Source organism: Exiguobacterium sp. UBA7533 (assembly GCF_002479335.1).
Lineage (GTDB): Bacteria > Bacillota > Bacilli > Exiguobacteriales > Exiguobacteriaceae > Exiguobacterium_A.
Genome location: NZ_DLMP01000005.1, coordinates 527756 through 544807, shown reverse-complemented (window position 1 = coordinate 544807; position 17052 = coordinate 527756). Strand labels below are relative to the sequence as shown.

The 17052-nt window shown below is 46.6% G+C and carries 24 protein-coding genes and 1 other RNA gene; 16 read left to right on the top strand and 9 right to left on the bottom strand.

All coding sequences use genetic code 11. The features are described from left to right. Positions 1–56: 56 nt before the first annotated feature. On the bottom strand, positions 57–263 hold the full coding sequence (locus B2U10_RS10435; RefSeq protein WP_035408457.1) for a DUF2922 family protein: 207 nt from the start codon (positions 261–263) through the stop codon (positions 57–59). A 35-nt stretch (positions 264–298) separates the two neighbouring features. Beyond that, positions 299–526, bottom strand: coding sequence for a DUF1659 domain-containing protein (locus B2U10_RS10430; protein WP_290787461.1), 228 nt, complete (start codon positions 524–526; stop codon positions 299–301). 68 nt (positions 527–594) lie between these two features. On the opposite strand from B2U10_RS10430, the gene B2U10_RS10425 reads away from it, so the two are divergent. The 4 genes from B2U10_RS10425 to B2U10_RS10410 all read left to right on the top strand — a co-directional run bounded on the left by B2U10_RS10425 (position 595) and on the right by B2U10_RS10410 (position 4218). Beyond that, on the top strand, positions 595–1590 hold the full coding sequence (locus B2U10_RS10425; protein WP_231496867.1) for a potassium channel family protein: 996 nt from the start codon (positions 595–597) through the stop codon (positions 1588–1590). A gap of 69 nt (positions 1591–1659) precedes the next feature. Continuing rightward, positions 1660–2352, top strand: a complete 693-nt coding sequence (locus B2U10_RS10420; protein WP_290787458.1) for a hypothetical protein — start codon at positions 1660–1662, stop codon at positions 2350–2352. A gap of 59 nt (positions 2353–2411) precedes the next feature. After that, positions 2412–2825: a hypothetical protein gene (locus tag B2U10_RS10415; protein ID WP_023467922.1), complete on the top strand. Its 414-nt coding sequence runs from the start codon at positions 2412–2414 to the stop codon at positions 2823–2825. A 49-nt stretch (positions 2826–2874) separates the two neighbouring features. Next, positions 2875–4218, top strand: coding sequence for a S8 family peptidase (locus B2U10_RS10410; protein ID WP_290749603.1), 1344 nt, complete (start codon positions 2875–2877; stop codon positions 4216–4218). A gap of 46 nt (positions 4219–4264) precedes the next feature. On the opposite strand, the gene B2U10_RS10405 is transcribed toward B2U10_RS10410, so the two are convergent. Then, the gene (locus B2U10_RS10405) at positions 4265–4708 is read right to left on the bottom strand and encodes a hypothetical protein (RefSeq protein WP_029341396.1); all 444 of its coding nucleotides are present in this window, start codon (positions 4706–4708) and stop codon (positions 4265–4267) included. A gap of 134 nt (positions 4709–4842) precedes the next feature. On the opposite strand from B2U10_RS10405, the gene rnpB reads away from it, so the two are divergent. Together rnpB and B2U10_RS10395 are read left to right on the top strand one after the other, a co-directional pair. Then, an RNA gene (rnpB, locus tag B2U10_RS10400) (RNase P RNA component class B) lies at positions 4843–5216 on the top strand. Positions 5217–5327: 111 nt separating this feature from the next. Beyond that, on the top strand, positions 5328–6473 hold the full coding sequence (locus B2U10_RS10395; RefSeq protein ID WP_290787455.1) for a THUMP domain-containing class I SAM-dependent RNA methyltransferase: 1146 nt from the start codon (positions 5328–5330) through the stop codon (positions 6471–6473). Positions 6474–6544: 71 nt separating this feature from the next. Here B2U10_RS10395 and B2U10_RS10390 read toward each other — a convergent pair whose 3' ends face one another. The 4 genes from B2U10_RS10390 to B2U10_RS10375 form a co-directional block, all read right to left on the bottom strand. Continuing rightward, a complete protein-coding gene (locus B2U10_RS10390) occupies positions 6545–7189 on the bottom strand; it encodes a site-specific integrase (RefSeq protein WP_290787452.1) in 645 nt (214 codons plus the stop codon). Between the two features lie 76 nt (positions 7190–7265). Beyond that, positions 7266–7388, bottom strand: coding sequence for a hypothetical protein (locus B2U10_RS10385; RefSeq protein WP_290787449.1), 123 nt, complete (start codon positions 7386–7388; stop codon positions 7266–7268). Further along, the gene (locus tag B2U10_RS10380; RefSeq protein WP_290787446.1) at positions 7378–7695 is read right to left on the bottom strand and encodes a hypothetical protein; all 318 of its coding nucleotides are present in this window, start codon (positions 7693–7695) and stop codon (positions 7378–7380) included. Before B2U10_RS10380 ends, B2U10_RS10385 begins: the two co-directional genes overlap by 11 nt. A 79-nt stretch (positions 7696–7774) precedes the next feature. Next, a complete protein-coding gene (locus tag B2U10_RS10375; protein WP_290787443.1) occupies positions 7775–9037 on the bottom strand; it encodes a hypothetical protein in 1263 nt (420 codons plus the stop codon). A 540-nt stretch (positions 9038–9577) separates the two neighbouring features. Between B2U10_RS10375 and B2U10_RS10370 the strand changes: the two genes are divergently transcribed. The 7 genes from B2U10_RS10370 (at position 9578) to B2U10_RS10340 (ending at position 12676) form a co-directional block, all read left to right on the top strand. Next, positions 9578–10024 (top strand): SRPBCC domain-containing protein, encoded by a 447-nt coding sequence (locus tag B2U10_RS10370; protein ID WP_349680032.1) that lies wholly within the window; start codon positions 9578–9580, stop codon positions 10022–10024. Positions 10025–10259: 235 nt separating this feature from the next. After that, positions 10260–10628, top strand: coding sequence for a hypothetical protein (locus tag B2U10_RS10365; protein WP_290787440.1), 369 nt, complete (start codon positions 10260–10262; stop codon positions 10626–10628). 144 nt (positions 10629–10772) lie between these two features. Continuing rightward, the gene (locus B2U10_RS10360) at positions 10773–11063 is read left to right on the top strand and encodes a hypothetical protein (protein ID WP_058705325.1); all 291 of its coding nucleotides are present in this window, start codon (positions 10773–10775) and stop codon (positions 11061–11063) included. Positions 11064–11088: 25 nt separating this feature from the next. After that, a complete protein-coding gene (locus B2U10_RS10355) occupies positions 11089–11589 on the top strand; it encodes a GNAT family N-acetyltransferase (RefSeq protein WP_290787436.1) in 501 nt (166 codons plus the stop codon). A 19-nt stretch (positions 11590–11608) separates the two neighbouring features. Beyond that, positions 11609–11833, top strand: coding sequence for a hypothetical protein (locus tag B2U10_RS10350; RefSeq protein WP_290787433.1), 225 nt, complete (start codon positions 11609–11611; stop codon positions 11831–11833). A gap of 74 nt (positions 11834–11907) precedes the next feature. Beyond that, positions 11908–12126 (top strand): hypothetical protein, encoded by a 219-nt coding sequence (locus tag B2U10_RS10345; RefSeq protein ID WP_290787430.1) that lies wholly within the window; start codon positions 11908–11910, stop codon positions 12124–12126. A gap of 73 nt (positions 12127–12199) precedes the next feature. Continuing rightward, complete coding sequence (locus tag B2U10_RS10340; protein WP_035408435.1) at positions 12200–12676, top strand: glutathione peroxidase; 477 nt, start codon at positions 12200–12202, stop codon at positions 12674–12676. A 79-nt stretch (positions 12677–12755) separates the two neighbouring features. Here the strand turns inward: B2U10_RS10340 and B2U10_RS10335 are convergent, their stop codons facing one another. Both B2U10_RS10335 and B2U10_RS10330 read right to left on the bottom strand, forming a co-directional pair. Next, positions 12756–13217 carry a hypothetical protein gene (locus tag B2U10_RS10335; RefSeq protein WP_290787427.1) on the bottom strand — a complete coding sequence of 154 codons (462 nt, stop codon included), beginning with the start codon at positions 13215–13217 and terminating at the stop codon, positions 12756–12758. 3 nt (positions 13218–13220) lie between these two features. Beyond that, entirely contained in the window at positions 13221–14132 is a 912-nt protein-coding gene (locus tag B2U10_RS10330; protein WP_290787424.1) for an EamA family transporter, read from the bottom strand. Positions 14133–14288: 156 nt separating this feature from the next. Here B2U10_RS10330 and B2U10_RS10325 point away from each other — a divergent pair, with 156 nt between their 5' ends. From B2U10_RS10325 to murQ, 3 genes are all read left to right on the top strand, one after another. Next, positions 14289–15242, top strand: a complete 954-nt coding sequence (locus B2U10_RS10325; RefSeq protein WP_290787421.1) for an SMI1/KNR4 family protein — start codon at positions 14289–14291, stop codon at positions 15240–15242. Positions 15243–15278: 36 nt separating this feature from the next. After that, a complete protein-coding gene (locus tag B2U10_RS10320; RefSeq protein ID WP_290787418.1) occupies positions 15279–15707 on the top strand; it encodes a BsuPI-related putative proteinase inhibitor in 429 nt (142 codons plus the stop codon). A gap of 443 nt (positions 15708–16150) precedes the next feature. Next, positions 16151–17044: an N-acetylmuramic acid 6-phosphate etherase gene (gene murQ / locus B2U10_RS10315; protein ID WP_290787415.1), complete on the top strand. Its 894-nt coding sequence runs from the start codon at positions 16151–16153 to the stop codon at positions 17042–17044. The last annotated feature ends 8 nt before the right edge of the window (positions 17045–17052 follow it).

Genomic DNA, 17052 nt, shown 5'->3' with positions numbered 1-17052 from the left:
AGTATACCAAAAAAAAGCCATCGTCACGTAATCCCGTGACGATGGACTGAAAAAGCTTACAACACGAATGGCGATTCCGAACTATTTTGCAATTCAGCGGACGCGAGACGTGTGACACCGTTCATGAACGGGTCATGGGCGACGAACAAGTCACCGATTGCTTTGATCTCAGCCACGGTCGCATTTTCCTTCGCACCAGCGATCCGCAAGCGATACGGTTTTTTTGTCACCGTATCAAATGTCAGGACGATCGTATGTTCCATCAATGGTCACTCCTTTCATGAAATGTAGGGACGAGTTATGTCTTGAGTAGAGCGTAGTCACGGCTGATTTCCGTCAGCGCGTAGCGTCCGTCGAGTAAGCTGCCGACCGCTTGACCGATCGAAGCGACGACGTCTGCTGGAAGATTCGAACGTAAGCCGTTATAGCGGCGCCGAGCAACGACGGCATCACCGTTTGCTGTCACCTTGTCCTTCCGCTCGAAGACAATGACGAGACTCGTCTTGATTTCTTCTGCTTGTGTCATGTGTATCACCTCCTTCGCCCTTATTGACAGGGGAAGAGACCGGATTGTTCGAAAGGAATGAAAAAAAGATGGTCTGGTTACGTTTTTTACGAAAAGTATCGTTTTTACGCATGCGGACGCTCGGATATGCGTCCTTGATCTTCGTCTTTGGTGTCGCGGGCATCATGTATGCTCTTGAGCCAGAAACGTTCGGATCCTACTTCCGGGCCGTCTACTGGACGATGACGACCGTCGTCACGGTCGGGTACGGCGACTTCTTCCCGAATTCTGATACCGGTCGGATTCTGACGATTTTCGTCTTCATCTTTGGAATCGGGATCGTCGGGGGACTAATCTCAAAACTGGTCGACGGTGTCCAGTTGATTCGCAATCAAAAGGAAAGAGGGTTATTACAAGTGAAAGAAACAGGGCATACCGTCGTTTTCGGTTACAGTCGGCGTTCGAAGCACGTCATCGATTCATTACTCGAACATACGGATGTCGTCCTCGTCGATGATTTAGAGCGCGAGCCATTCAGTCACCCACGATTTCATTACGTCTGTGGTGATCCGGCACTGACATCGACGCTCGAACGGGCACACATCGAAAAGGCAGTTCGCGCGATCGTCCTCGCCGATCATTCGATTCCACCGGTCCATGCTGACGGACGGACATTGTTGATTGCTTCAAGCATCGAACGGGCGAATCCGAACATTTATACAATCGTCGAAATGATGCTTGAAGAACACCTCGACAGCTTCGAACAGGTTAAGGTTGATGAGGTGTTACTTGGTGATGAGACGATTGCCCGGATGGCGATCCTCGCGTCCCATCATCCTGGTGTGACGAAGGTCGTGACGGATTTGTTGACGAAGGACGGTGAGGGCATGTTCTCGATTCCGAGTAGACCGGAGTGGGGGACGTACCGTGACGCCTATCATGCCTTGCTAGAAGAAGGCGTCACGATCTTATCTGATGGAAAACGACTCGATTTGAACCGTCGACTCGATGAAGCGATTCCGAAAAACGGGACGTTGATCGTCTTGTGTTCGGAGGAAACCGCCCAACGAATCGGAGCGATTTAGAGAAGAAAGGATTTAACCAATCTTTTTTCGGGTATAGTAAATAAATTTACTAGACGGAGGAAAAAGATTATGACACAACCACAACCAGAATGGATTCAAGAATTATTTGAGACGGTCGATCAAGGCGAAATTAAAAATGCACCAAAATTACTCTATATGGCACTGACGCTTGAACCAAATTATTTTACAAAAGCAGTTAGCCGATTCAATCAACGGTTAGAAGTCGAACCATTAACGGACGTTTCGGAATTGTTGACGGTCTATCGTCAATTTTTCCTTTCAGCTAATCCATCAGAGGAGTACTGGTCACTTGCCTGGAACGAACTCATCCAGACGCTACAACATATGATTGACCGGCCGGAAGCTCATCAATTACTTAAAGAGCATGTCGATTTACTCGACTGGTGGTCGAGCGAATCGTTGCTTTCACTCCCGAGCTGGTTGACGATTTTAGATGTCGCTGAACGAATCGACGCGCTTGATCAATTTAGCAGTTATCTTCCAGATATCTTCGAGAGTTACGCGCTTGAAACAGCGAAGGACGAACCGTTCGCCCGTCTTGCCTGGTATGCACTCGCAAGCAATCAACAAGAGTTGCTTGCCCCTTACAGAGACCGGATTGAAGCTGGTTCTTCAAAGGAAATTCAGTCTCTTCGTCAAGCGGATCTCATCGATCAAATTGAAACGACGCGGGTCGTTATGTTAAAGTCGAAAGATAACGAGCCGATTGAATTAACATTTGATCGAAAATGGACATTATAAATTATCGAAGAAAAAATGACACCTAGAAGCCGCACGAATTCAGTCCGAGGGGTGTAGGGATGATTCACGTCAATTTACCGAGTGGTGACTATGTCGTGTTAGTAGAAATAAATCGTGAAGTGCTGCTGTGTCATTCGATTGAAGAAGCGGAACAAGCACAACGCGACCGGTATGAACTGGTCGGACGGATGAGCGAACGCTTGCCGGCAGAAGTAATTGGACCCTCGATTGCGGATTTTGTCCGCTTTTCGACCGGGTTCATCGGCGAAGAAGTGACGTGGCACGAGGAGGAAGAAGCCTTCTTTTGCCAACAGTTCGAGACATTCGACGGTTCCCCGTTAGGTGAAGATCTGACGGGAATCGATGCAACGCGTTGGCGTGCGGTCCTTGCACGCTATTATGCTTACGTGACGATCGGAAAGATCATTCCCTTTGAAGTCAGCGAAGAACCGGACGGCACGGTTCCGCTTTAGTCCAGACGATTCTTCGGTCGGTGCGTAATCAGAGAAGGGCAGGGTTCCCATGAAAAAGCAACTTGCACTACTCACGCTAGCGACAATCGTCGCCATGCCAACGTCTGCTTTCGCGCAGTCTCAATACGTACAATATGATCCGACGTTTACAGAACAACAAAAACAAGAGTGGTTGGCGAATCAGGGGCTGACCGAGATTCGTGCCTTGAAACAAAAAGGATTCTCGCTCGTCGAGCCGCTTGCGCATCTCGAAGAAAAGGATATCGATGCCGATTTGATTCCAATCACGGACGTCAAGAGAGCAACGGATTCCGCTCAATTTCAACAAACGTATCTTGATCAGTCACGCATTCCGGCTTACTGGAAGTACAGCCGTGGAAAATCGGACATCCGAGTTGCAATCATCGATGATGCAATCGATACGAAACACCGCGAGTTCAAGGACGTCATCTATAAGACGACGACGATTTCTGGAATCCGGAAACCTGACGATCACGGGACACACGTCGCCGGCATCGTCGCGGCGCGTGAAGACGGTCAAGGAATCGTCGGTGTCGCTTCTGGTGTCAAACTGATCGGGGCCGATGTCTTCGATGGAGACTTTGCCGCATCGATCGACATCGGCGACGGTATTTTGTATGCAATCGAGCAGGGAGCAGATGTCATCAATCTCTCACTCGGACAATATGAGTTTGATCCGTACATGGAAGCAGCGGTCAAAAAGGCGGAAGCGAAGAACATACTCGTCGTCGGAGCAGCCGGAAACGACGGGCGCAATAAAGTACTCTTCCCAGGATCGATGAGTCAAGTCGTCGGTGTCGGGTCCGTCGGAACGCTGGGGCGTGCCTCGACGTTCTCGAACTACGGTAAAGGAGTCAACATCATGGCACCGGGGGAAGGGATCTACTCGACAATCGTCGGCAACAAGTACGGCTACTTGGACGGAACATCGATGGCGACACCGGTCGTCAGTGGTGTGTTGGCGCTCGCGAAATCGAAGAACCCATTCGTCTCGAACACGACGATGCGCAGTAAGTTATATGCTGCAGCGACGAAAAAATCAGGTGATACGAAGTTGCATTACGGAGCAGGTCGCTTGAATGCCGGAATCTTAGCGACACTGCCGGCACCGATCTCGAAGATCTCATTACCGGCAACGGTTAAGCCGAATCAGGCGTTTACATTCTATTTTGATGAGTATGCGAGTGCGAAGACGACGACACGTCTCTATAAGGACGGGAAGGTCGTTAAGACATTCACGCAATCGAACTTAACGAACGGTACGCATAAGTTTACGTATAAGTTGAAAGACAAGGGGTCATATAAGCTTGTCTTTACAACGACAGGTGGACGGCATACGCGGACCGTCGAACGCTTACTGACAGTCAAATAAAAAAGCGCCTCCCACTGAGTGGGAAGCGCCGTACGAGACCTGAAGGTTACTTCGGGTCTTTTCCTTTTTTATAGACGGGCGTCGGAGGCGTCAATGCCTCTCCAGTCCATGTGATCATCGCTTCCATCTTGTATCCTGTGTCATCCTCATGGACGAACGACAGGCGACTGGAATCGATCAATTGATATAAACCATAAGCGACCTGGTCGGCCCAAGAGCGTAACGTCATCGCTTCATCATACAACGGGATTTGCTCAGGGAACCGTTCGTTCATAAGCAAGATATCGTGTTGATCGAAATGATAGCTACGTTTTGAGAGTGCATCGGGCGCCTTGACGTTGAACGGCTCGAACGCGTGGATGAGCTCTCCTTGACGATAGAAGGCGAAGATGCCGTTTCGCAGATGAAGTGCCTTGATCTCGTCGATCTCGATCAGGAATGTCAACTTGCGAACCGTTCGCCGGTTCGTACCAGAGCGTCGTTTTTTCATGCTGCATGCCTCCTTCTGAACTCTTGTACTATACCGTGAAATGAGGCAGGGACGCAACTTTTTCGTTTGTAAAACGAGAATTACCTCTTGCAGGAAAGCGGCATCTACGCTACACTCATAAGCAGTGACTATGTTGGTTCGGACAATCGCGGGGCATTTCGATGCTTTGAGGAAAGTCCATGCTCGCACAGCCTGCGATGGCTGTAGTGATCGTGCTACACTAAAAGATAAGTGTAGGCAGCGTCAAGCTGACGGCAGAAGGAACGCCTAAGTCTTCGGATATGGCCGAAACTTCTTGAAGGTGCCACAGTGACGGAGCTTCATGGGAAACCATGAAGGTGGAACGAGGTAAACCCCACGAGCGAGAAACCCAAATTTGGTAGGGGAATTTCCGGAGCGGAATTGAACGCAATGGAGAGCGTATGCAAATACGGAGATAGATGATTGTCGCCTGCGTGTGAGGGTCAAACCGTTTGGAACACTAAGGAACAGAACATGGCTTACAGGACCACATAGGCTGTTATTTTTAAGTTGAACGAGAGTCCAGGTCCACCCTGGGCTCTTTTTTTATTGCAATGAAACGATCCAGTGGAAGAAACGATAAAGGAGTGAACGCGATATGGCAAAACGCTTAGTCATCGCGACAGCGGCGATGGGAATCGAAGCGCTCGTCGCAAAAGAAGTCCGTGCGTTAGGGTACGAATGTACGGTCGAGGACGGAAAGGTCTACATCGATTGTGAGATGGAGGACATTCCTCGTTTGAACATGTGGCTCCGGACAGCGGACCGGATCAAACTCGTCGTTGCCGAGTTCCGCGCGACGACATTCGAAAAATTGTTCGATCAAGTCAAGACACTGCCATGGCACGAATTGATGCCGTGGGATGCGAATTTCATCGTCAACGGTCGTTCGGTCAAATCGAAGCTGTTCTCGATCCGTGACTGTCAGAAGATCACCGAGAAAGCGATCGTCTCGCACATGCAAGAAGCGTACAACAAAGGAACGGAATGGTTGCCGAAGACAGGCGCAAGCTATCCGATCGAAGTCGCCTTGTTAAAGGATATCGCAACATTAACGATCGATACGTCAGGCGACGCATTACACAAACGTGGATACCGTGAGTTCCACTCAGCAGCTCCACTGAAAGAGACGATGGCAGCAGCGATGCTGATGCTGACGAACTGGAAGCCGGATATGCCGCTTTACGACGTTTTCACCGGTTCAGGCACCCTGGCAATCGAAGCAGCGATGATCGGGCGTAATATCGCACCAGGCATCAACCGTGAGTTCGTCTCACAAGAGTGGAAATGCATTCCGAAGAAAGCGTGGTTCGATGCGATCAACGAAGCGAACGAAAAAGCGGAGTGGGACAAACCACTGAAGATTTACGCAAGCGATGTCGATCCAGAGATGGTCAAGCTTGCGAAAACGAACGCAGAACTCGCAGACGTCCGCGATGCGATCAACGTCATGCAACGTGACGCGGCAGACTTCAAACCGAAGGAAGACTTCGGTGTCATCATCGGAAACCCACCGTACGGGGAGCGTCTCGAGGACGCACGTGAAGTCCATCAGTTGTACCGCAAGATTGGTACGGCGTATAAAGAATTCCCATACTACAGCGTCTATATGATCACGTCGTATGTTGAGTTCGAAAAAGCGTATGGTCGCCCAGCGACGAAACGCCGGAAACTGTATAACGGAAATATTGAAGTTCAGTTCTATCAATATTATGGTTTGCGTCGGAAAAGACCGCAACAGTAAGCCATTTCCGACTTCCACCAGACCGCCATTGCACATTCATTGCACAGTTGGTCTAAAAAATACGTTTTTTATTAGGAGCCGCTCGGTTGAGCGGTTCTTTTTCTTTCCAGTAAATGTTCGAACTGACTTGCCGTATCCGACTGCAAAGTGTGCAATACATGCGCATAGGTATCCATCGTCAAGGTGGCATCGGCATGACCGAGACGTTCCTGGATGACTTTCGCGTGGACGCCCATCTCCATCAACAAAGACGCATGGGTATGCCGCAGACCGTGTAATGTGATGTTCGGGAGAGCTGCCGCTTTGACGGTCTCGATATGACGTCGGCGAAGTCCGGAGTGCCAGAGGTAAGCGCCATTGACACCGAGACAGATCAAGTCCTCTTCGTTCCGCCATCCCATCCGCAAACTATTGTAGCGTTGCTCCGTCCGGATGCGGCGCAGCTCTTCCGCGACGTGCGGGGGATCGTGACGACACGTACTTTCTTTCCTTTCGTATTCGAGAAGGAGTGCCCACCCTTTGACCTCAATCGCTGTCCGTTTTACCATGATGACCATCCGTTCGAAATCGATATCCGACCATCGGAACGCTGTCGCTTCCCGAGTTCGAAGACCGGTGTAGCTGATCAACATCATGGTAGCGTAGTTCCCGGTCGTCATCACGTCACGAGCAGTCCGTAGATACGTGGCGAGTTGTTCAGCCGAATAGGTCTGCATCTCCTTCAATCCCTCGTTTCAGCTTCGAGACGGCAGAGAAGGGGTTCGATCCTTTGTAGTTTTTCATACGGATTGCTCAACTGAACATGACGATCAGAATGGCGGGACGAGAATTAATCGTCGAAGCCTTCAACGACGTCCGGCTCCAATCAGCAAGAAGGCGCTGGGCTTGAATCGCTTCGACGCGATCAACCTTCAACTTCGTGAACCATTCCGGAATCTGTTTGACGATCGATTGATACGAATGATACGTCGTCTTGGCTTTCGTCAGACGGGACATGGTCTTCAAGCCGTACCTTGAACAGTTGCGCCATCGTCCGTACCTGTATGACTTTCCCGATTGTCCCGTCTCGTCGAGCGGTCATTTTCTCCGTGATCCAGAACTCGACCTCTTGTTTTCGCTTGCTAGAAAAATAGGCTTGAATCCGTTTCCCATGTTCGTCCGTTTCGATTGAGGGACGAATCCACCAGAGTCCTGTCTTTTCATTTTTCTTGATTGTTGCCATGTTGTTTCCTCCTCTTACGTACATATGTTCTAATCATGTCTATAAGAAAAGGCACCTGAGTGCCTTCAATGTACTACGTTCATGATGCTTCTTCATCCGCATACTTCATTATAAATGTAGTGTAGGCGGAGATATCTGTTTGAGTGAGACGTTTCATTGCATTGAAATTCTGTTTGATCTCTCGCGAGAGTTGAGCAGCATCTAAATAATCTTGCTGGTCTATGCTTTGGAACTGGATCTGCAAGCGTTCATAGATTCGATTAATCTCATCTTGATTCGCAGCCAGTTGCTGTGTCGTAGCTGCCACGTCGCCAGGTGCGTTCGCATTCTGGAGCGTCGTGAGTTCTCCGTTGATCGGATCAATCATTTCTTTGAGCGAGAACAGTTGCGAAGAGATAGGGGCTGTCACCTTATCACCGCTTGTTCCGACCATTTTATTCAACTCATCAATCTTGAAAGCGAGTTGATCATACATTTGCGAAACGTTGTATATACTAGGTAAAATCGTATCTGTATCATAGACAACTTCTATCTGTGCGTCAGCATTTCCTTCTTCCGTCACGGGTTCCGCGATAATCGGTTCTTCCTCCTCTACGGATTCAGATTTCTTAACGACGTCATTCGTAGCGCCTGGGTGCATATCATATCGGGAATCGTCCATGTTTTTAAAGTTAATTGGTGAATTGATTTTGTCACTCAAGCTTTTTTTGAGACCTTGGAAAACGCCAAGGTGAATCCAATAACCATCCGCCTTCTGGAAGAAACGTTCGCGATCGACTAAAACCATGTCTGAAAAATTCTTAAGATTCATCTGATCAAGTGTTTGACGGGTATAATAGGATTTCAACACAGGTTCAAGTTTTTCGTTTCCATTATCATCTGTCATGACCGTAGACCGTTCGAAAGCAAACAAATCGAAGTTCTTATTTTTGTAAAGGTCTTCTAACAAGCGGGTTGAGTCGAGGGCATAACTTTCGATCATCGTGTTTTCGCTCCAAAATGCAGAGTCTTTATACTGGACGATCAACGTCTTTTCTTTCACTTTCGCACCAGTAATATCTTTACTATATTTTTTTAGTTCGCCACCAATCGTCTTCGGCGTGGCATATTTGAGGTCTATTGTGACTTCCGGTTTCTTCTTCTCTTTCTTATCTTCTGCTGACACTTCTTTATTACTCTTCGGATCTTCCACGGTCTGATTATCATCCATATTAAAAATGGCAATACCGAAGATAATGAAAACAACCGCGAGCAAAATACCGTTCATGCGTCGCTGATTCAACCGCGCGCGCTCTTTGCGTTTACGTTCTTGTCGTTCCTCGCGCGAATACTCTTCGTCCATAAAATATCCTCCTTTATTCATTTTTAAATTCCGATAAATTCCATAAATGTTATAAGTGCTAATAATTATTCTATACTAAAGTGGTTTCCGATATGACGCCATTTTATGGGATATAGTAAATATTATTCAACAAAGTCTGATCATTGGTTTCGAACGATATCTACCAAAGGTAAGAAGAAACGTAATAGTTTTATTGTGTTAATTCCATTTTATCAGTATTAATGTCTCCGTCGAAAGAAGACCGTAACAGTAAGTAATCCATTCTCGACATCTGACAAATTTCCATTACGCTTTCATTGCAAAATGGATTCGAAATATGATTAGTAGAAAAACCGCTTAATGAACGTTTTTTGATTACTAGTTTTACTGTGAATAAGGTATAAAGTTCCCGAAAAAACAATTTATATGACCTCCCTAATTAGTTCTTTAAAACTATTTCGATAAACAAATAGGGATATTAGACTAGTCTATCGAAAGTTATCTTTAGAAAAAATCTAATGAGATTTAATTCTTTAAAAAAGACTTTAAAGTGGAGGGAATATGTTGGATAATTTTTTAATGATATCGTCAACGATCTCAGCTCCAATCGAGACTGTATGGCGTTTGTGGACAGAACCTCAGCACATGATGCAATGGTATCGATCGTCGAATGGCTGGTACACGACACATGTCGAAAACGAATTAACGGAACAAGGACATTTTAAAAGCCGAATGCAACGCGAAGGAAGTCCGACATGTGTCGAATATTTGGGTACGTATCAGGAGGTCTCGCCCTTAGAGCATTTGCGCTATCAATTAGAAGATGGACGACTTGTCGAAGTCATGTTCATTCCGTTGCGCCATCGAACGAAAGTGATTGAAATTTTTGAAGACGATCAAGTGAATGATCCGGATGCACAACGTGCTTCATGGCAAAGTATTCTGGATCGTTTTACGACTTATGTCGAAGCAGGTAACTATACTCTTGTGGATCAGTTGAATCCATAACACTCTAAAAAAAGAGAAATATATCGTTTTGCATATCAAATCCCTTCTTACATGGACTTTAGTCTAAGAAGGGATTTTTTGTGAGTAAGGTATAGAGAGTAATGCTGTTTAGTTTGTAAAAAGATAAAAAATAAAAATATAAAATTTTTAATAATTGTTAAATGATGTTATTTAAAGTATAATATAAACATTTTATTTAGATAGAATGATATGATGGAAAAAAGGAGGTCAAATTATGCTTAGAAAAGTATTGCTCGTGTTTTTAACAATGTGCTCCGCAGTGGCATTATTATTCATCGCATCAAAAAATGCATTAGGAGATCACGTCATTTCGTTAGAGGAGCCGGTAGCCTTTAGTATTTCGGTAATCATGACCATAATATTGTTCTTACCACCGCTCATTTTATCGTTCTTTAACCGTCCACTAATCAATATCATCAATGTGATCTATCAATCCTTTATTGTTCTAACATTTATCGGATTGATGCCAATTGGCTTCATGATTCCAAATGGGATGACAACAACATTATTTTCGTTCATTGGAACGATTTTAAGTGTTTTCAGCATCTGGAGTATTTATAAATACCGCTCACCACGCACTTGAATACACGCGTCTTATTAAAGTAAATGAATGATATCAAAAATGTATGAGTGAAGTAGCATGAGGCATACATAATCTTGAAAAGCGTTTAAAACGAACGGTATTAGACAACGAGTTAAATGTGTAGATCTTTGGAAGAAATGAAAGATGTGGATCATTCTTGGATTAATGGCAATTGGATTTACTGCACTGAATATCATCTTTTATTTGATTGGTAAGGATTATCGTTTCCTGATGGTGCTTGGACTGAGTTTTACGGCACTGACGCTGTGCGCGGAATACCGACTCGTCGCGGAATTCGTGGCTCGAGAAGATTGGGCAGCGTTACAAGACGTCGTACCGGGCATGGAGCGGGCACTGTGGGTGTTGACGTTCATCTCAATCGGATTAAACGTATTGCCGCTACTGTTAGACTATCGAAAGAATCGATCGCGTTGACGAACCGAAGAGGAGCTGAATCTTGATGAGCTATACATTTTCACCGCTGACGCAACGACAGGCGGAACAGGTCGCATACGAGTGGCAATATGACGGGGCGTTTGCATTTTATGATATGCCGAACGACGAAGAAGATTTAGCAGAATTTCTCGATCCAGCAAAGCGGACGGAACATTATTTTGCTGTGTTGGATGGGGAAGAATTGATTGGTTATTATGTATTCGAACCGAACGCAGACGTCGTTGACGTCGGTCTTGGCATGCGACCAGATTTGATAGGACGAGGAAATGGAGTGGTATTTTTAGAGGCCGGTCTTGCGTTCATCATGGACCGGTTTGCACCTAAACAAATTGAATTAGCTGTCGCGACATTCAACGAACGGGCGATTCGCTTGTATACGAAAAGTGGCTTCCTTCCAGTTGAACGATTCCAACAGGCGACGAACGGTGGAAGCTATGAATTTTTGAAGATGCGTTTGCAACCCGTCCACTCGACGGAACCTTTTCCAAAATCTATAAGTAGATAAATGAAAAGGAGATGATGTCATGGCACGCTGTACGAATTGTCAGTATAAGTTCAACACAAAAGAACTACTCGCTGTCAGTGTTGCAATACATGGGAAAGGCAAGACGTGTCCGAACTGTGGCGTGAAACAATACATGTCTCGAAAGTCGCAATTTTATCTTTCACTCGGGAATATCAGTCTCTTGTTCGTCCTGTTCTTGCCGTTTCTGATTCGGTTGAGCGACCAGGAAGAATCGATGAGATAAGATGTCGGTTACCTTCAATTCCATGAAACTTTTCCCTGAATCCACCAGTAGATAAGGAAGAAGGAGATGATCAAATGGTACGTTGTACGAATTGCCAGTATAAGTTCAAAACGAAAGAAGTGCTTGCTGTCGGATTTGCGAAACACGGGAAAGCATGTCCGAACTGCGGCGTGAAGCAATACATTTCAAAAGACTCGCAACATTACTTATCGCTCGGATACGTCAGTCTCTTGTTCGTCTTGATCCTACCGTTCGTCATCAAACTGAGCGACAAAGAAGAGGCGATCTGGTAAAGCATTACGCGCATGCCTGAAAACGACAGGGTGTGTGTTTTGTCTTATACTCGGGGCAAAGGAGCTGGGAAACATGCAAACCGTATATGATGCAATCGTACAAAATGCAGCAGGAGAAACTGTTTCGCTAAGTGATTATGCTGGACGAGTCCTCGTGATCGTCAACACAGCAAGTAAGTGTGGGCTCGTCAAACAACTTGGCGAACTACAGGCGCTTTATGATAAATATGAGAAACAAGGAGTCACAGTGCTCGGATTTCCGTGTGATCAATTCAATCAGCAGGAGTTCGGGAGTCAGGAAGAGACGATGCAGTTCTGTCAGCTGAACTATGGCGTGACGTTTCCGATGTTTCAGAAGATCGACGTCAATGGACCGGACGAGCATCCGCTTTATACGTTCTTGAAGAAAGAACAGTCCGGCTTGCTGTCGTCGAAAATCAAATGGAACTACACGAAGTTCCTCGTCGACCGGAAGGGACAGGTCGTCAAGCGCTTCAGTCCAATCGACTCTGTCCAGTCGATTGAAAAGACGCTGCCTGTTTATGTATAATAAAGGGAACCGTTTAGCGCGAGTCGTTGCAGCGGGACGAAGAAATACCCTACCTTTGGCGAGGTAGGGCTTTTTTATGTCATTCAGCGTTGAACGAATCAAATGAATACGTGACAATTGCATCACTTCGTTTATGTCCGAGGTCCGTCAGAACTGGTGGACGGGGAGACAAGATATGAAAATCCTGTTCGAACGCACGGAGCCAGTAATGGACCCAGTCTTTCGCAGGATCGAGTCCCATCAGTTCACGCGCAAACGTCAGTAGTTTAGAGTCGGTCAGCGTCAGAAGTGGAATCGGATTGATTTCGACGTCTTCTTTTAATTCATAGAGGTCCGGTGAACGGAGCAGAATCGCATCCGCCTCGAAGGTCAATCGAAAGTAATTGCAACTGTAGTCACCAACGATGACCATTGTCTCCTCCGTATGCCCACGGAAATGAAATATCAATCTGTTACCATTTGTAACATCCATCAAGAACTGATCGAGTCCGATGTTGTAATCCTCGCGAAACTGCAGTTTTTCAAGCGTGATTTCTTGCATGCTTTAGCCTCCTGTCCGAGTTTGTCGTTCTTCTATCAAAACGGTTTGGCGCGTTGCTAGGCGAGACGAACTGATCAATAAGGCGATTCCGAGTAACAATAACGAGATTCCGAACCAAGCCGTACCACTTAATTCTTCACCGAGGACTAACACACCAAGCAAGGCGGCCGTCAATGGTTCACCGAGCGAGAGAGTGACGGCAGTCGACGACGGTACGTTCGATAGTCCTTTTGCGAATAACCAGTAAGCAAGCCCGGTCGCAACGACACCGAGATGGAGGCTGATTCCGGCACCACGTGACGTGAACAACCAGGAGAGATCGAATAAGAAGAGCAGAGGTGACAACAGTAAAGCGCTCGTCGTGAAAATGACGGCAACGACTGACAGCGGCGCGTGTGTCTTGACGAGGTTTCGACTGACGAACGTATACCCGGCAAAGGATAGTCCGGCACCGAGTGCAAGGACGATTCCGATTGGATCAATCGCGACCGTTCCTTGATTGTTCAATAGCAACAGACAGCCGGTGATCGATAGACCGGTCGATGCCCACCACAGCAGCGCTGGACGTTTCTTTAGGAACAGCCACTCGATACACCCGGAAAAGATTGGTGCGCTACCGATTGCGACGACGGTACCGACGGCGACACCGGTCATCAATACAGCGGAGAAGAACAGCGGTTGGTAAGCCGCCATGCTGACGGCAGCGAGTAAAATCGTCCGCACCGGCCAGTCGCGTAACGTCAGCGTTCCTTTGAAGAGAACGAGACAGAGTAAGAACAGTCCACCGACAGCCAGACGAACGGCACCAATTGCAATCGGGTGTGCATCTTCTGGCGCAAAGGCTTGTGAGGTTCCCGTCGTGCCCCAAAAGATCGCAGCGAGTAATATGAGCAACATCGATGATGATTTAGACATGGGTCACCTCTTCGAATGCAATTTTTTAAAATGATATTAGAACGAGAATACCACAGAACGCGTAGGATGGAATACACCAAATAATTGAAAAAATGGTATGGTGTATAGGGTGAAGTCGTATCATTCACGAATACGAAAATGAAAAGGATGGGACCCATGAAAGAAATGAACCAAATCGAAGCGGTACTTGACGTCTTATCACAAAAAATCAATCACGGGTCGACCTTCATTCAGCGACGATACGATACAGGAGTCGCTCAATTCAATTTGAATGATCCGGTGACGGAACAGGCGATTCAGTCATTTGAAAAACAGTTCAAACTAACGTTACCAAGTGAATATAAGACATTCCTTCGTTTACATGACGGAGCGGAGTTGTTCATGATCCAAGGTCTTGGTATCGAACTCTATCCACTTGAAAAAGTCATTGAAATGACGATCCAGGCTAAAGAGGACGACCTGATCCATGAAGACTACGATCATTTCTTGATGATTGGCGAAATGAACGAAGGATACGTCTTGATCCATACGGAAGATGCGAAGACGGAGGAGACGCCGTATATGCACTGGATGTTTCATGAGTTGTCGACAGAGGAGACTGACCCGATCGGACAGAACTTCGGCACATTCCTCGAATATGCGATCATTGCGCAAGGGGATATGTTCTGGGAGTTCAAGGAGTTCTCGATTGCGACGGATGATTATTATGTAGAGGACCATAATTCCGTAGAGGAAATGAGCAAACCACGACCGATTCGCTTCGTCGACTCGGTTCGCGTTGAAATCGAGTACCCGATTGCGAAGAAGAATGCTTATTTCTCGGTTAAGATTTTCGAAGGGAAACAAGATAAAGAAAGTCTCGGCGCTAGCTACGACTCGGATGCGCGCTTTGAAAAAGTGATGCAATCGGTTCGAGAATATTTAATGGCAGAGCGATTCCAGTATTCGTCGATCAAGGTCTTTCAAACGGAACACCGATTTTGGCAGAACGATGACGAGACGGGTGATCCTTTGATTCGTAACCACAATCCACAACGGCAAGGAATGCGCTTCGACGGGTACCGTACCTTCGTCGAGGAGCTACCACGCCCACTTCCAGGATGGGAGTAACTCAGCAATTTCTTTATACAGAATGGAGTTTTATAGATGAAAAAATGGTTGTTAATCCCTATGATTCTTTGTTTGACCGGTTGTATGATCCAACCGCAAAGTGGAAGTGAGACGAATGAGACGTCCTTTAAAGGGACTACGAAAGAGGGACTCGTCTTTGAATACAAATTGACGAACACTGGAGACCATGCATTTGATGTCGTTGCGCGTTCTGGACATTTGTTGAATGTCGTCGTTCGTGAGAGCAAGTCGAGGACTGTCGTTTTTGATTCAAGAAAACAGAAGAGTAAAACAAGCCAAAAAAAGAAACGTGTCAATGCATCAGAAACCGTCGTTCTTAAACAAACGGTACAAGGCGGTACGATCGAGCCGGGTACATATGATATCGAATATCTCGTTGAGGAGAAAGAAAAGAATAGCGACAGTTCTAGTTCAGTAGAGGATATGGAAGAGAAATTAAAATGATTTACGCTCTGGTGAACGACTTCTTTTAAAAATATCTTAGAGCCTCATACAGGTTCCGGTACGAATGATGCTACTAGTAACATGAGATGTAAAAAGTGGTTTCATGGGAAGCTGATTTTTGTCCTTTAGGCAACTAACGGGTGAAAATCAGCTTTTTGTTTATTAATGATACTATGCGACGCTGCTCTATCAACTGACGATTGATCAACCCTAGGTCCACGAATCCCATTGCTCCTTGAAACGATCGGTCGCGACCAAGTCTGTTCCTTACTCGATTTTTCAAAAGAGATGGTCAGCGAAGCCCGCAGGAAATCTGCTGATCCATCCTGAAAAAGAAGAAAAGAACTTTATTATTGTATATAGAAATTTAATTTCAAAATTAAATAAAAAATATTGAATTAAAATTTCTTAATTGTATAATAAAGGGAGGGATAACAGAAAGGGTGAAGCAGATGTTAGATCAGTTAGCAACGGAACGTCGAAATGAGCGCACGATGCATCTCGACGATATGTCGGTCGAAGATGTGTTGCGCGTGATGAATACCGAGGATCAGACGGTCGCAACGGTCATTCAAACGCAGATACCAGTCATTGCTGAAGTTGTCAAACACGTCATTACGTCATTTAATGCCGGAGGACGCTTGATTTACATCGGTGCTGGTACGAGCGGGCGGCTCGGGATTCTTGATGCAGCAGAATGTGTACCGACGTTCGGGGTCTCACCAGATATGGTCGTCGGTTTGATCGCTGGTGGCGAACGCGCGTTGATTAAAGCCGTTGAGGGAGCTGAGGATAGTCGGACGCTTGCCGTCGATGATTTGAAAGCGCTCCAGTTAGAAGCACGTGATACAGTCATCGGGATCGCAGCAAGCGGACGGACGCCGTATGTCATCGGTGGGCTTGATTACGCGAGGGAAGTCGGAGCGGTGACGGCAGCGATCTCTTGTAACACGAATGCGGTTATCAGTCGGCACGCGCGTTATGCGATCGAAGTCGAAACAGGTCCGGAAGTCTTGACGGGATCAACACGATTAAAGGCTGGAACGGCGCAAAAGCTCGTCTTGAACATGATTTCGACGGCGGCGATGATCGGTGTCGGCAAGGTCTATCAAAACCTGATGGTCGACGTCCAGTCAACGAACGAAAAACTCGAGATTCGGGCGAAACGGATGATCAGTGAGGCGACAGGAGTCGATGCCGTAACGGCGGAACGGATCTTCCATGAAGCGCACGGACACGTCAAGACGGCGATTGTCATGATTCTCGCAAACATACCGTACACGGAAGCCGTCGAACGATTACAACAAGCAAACGGATTCGTCCGAGACGCACTCTAAGGGGGAAA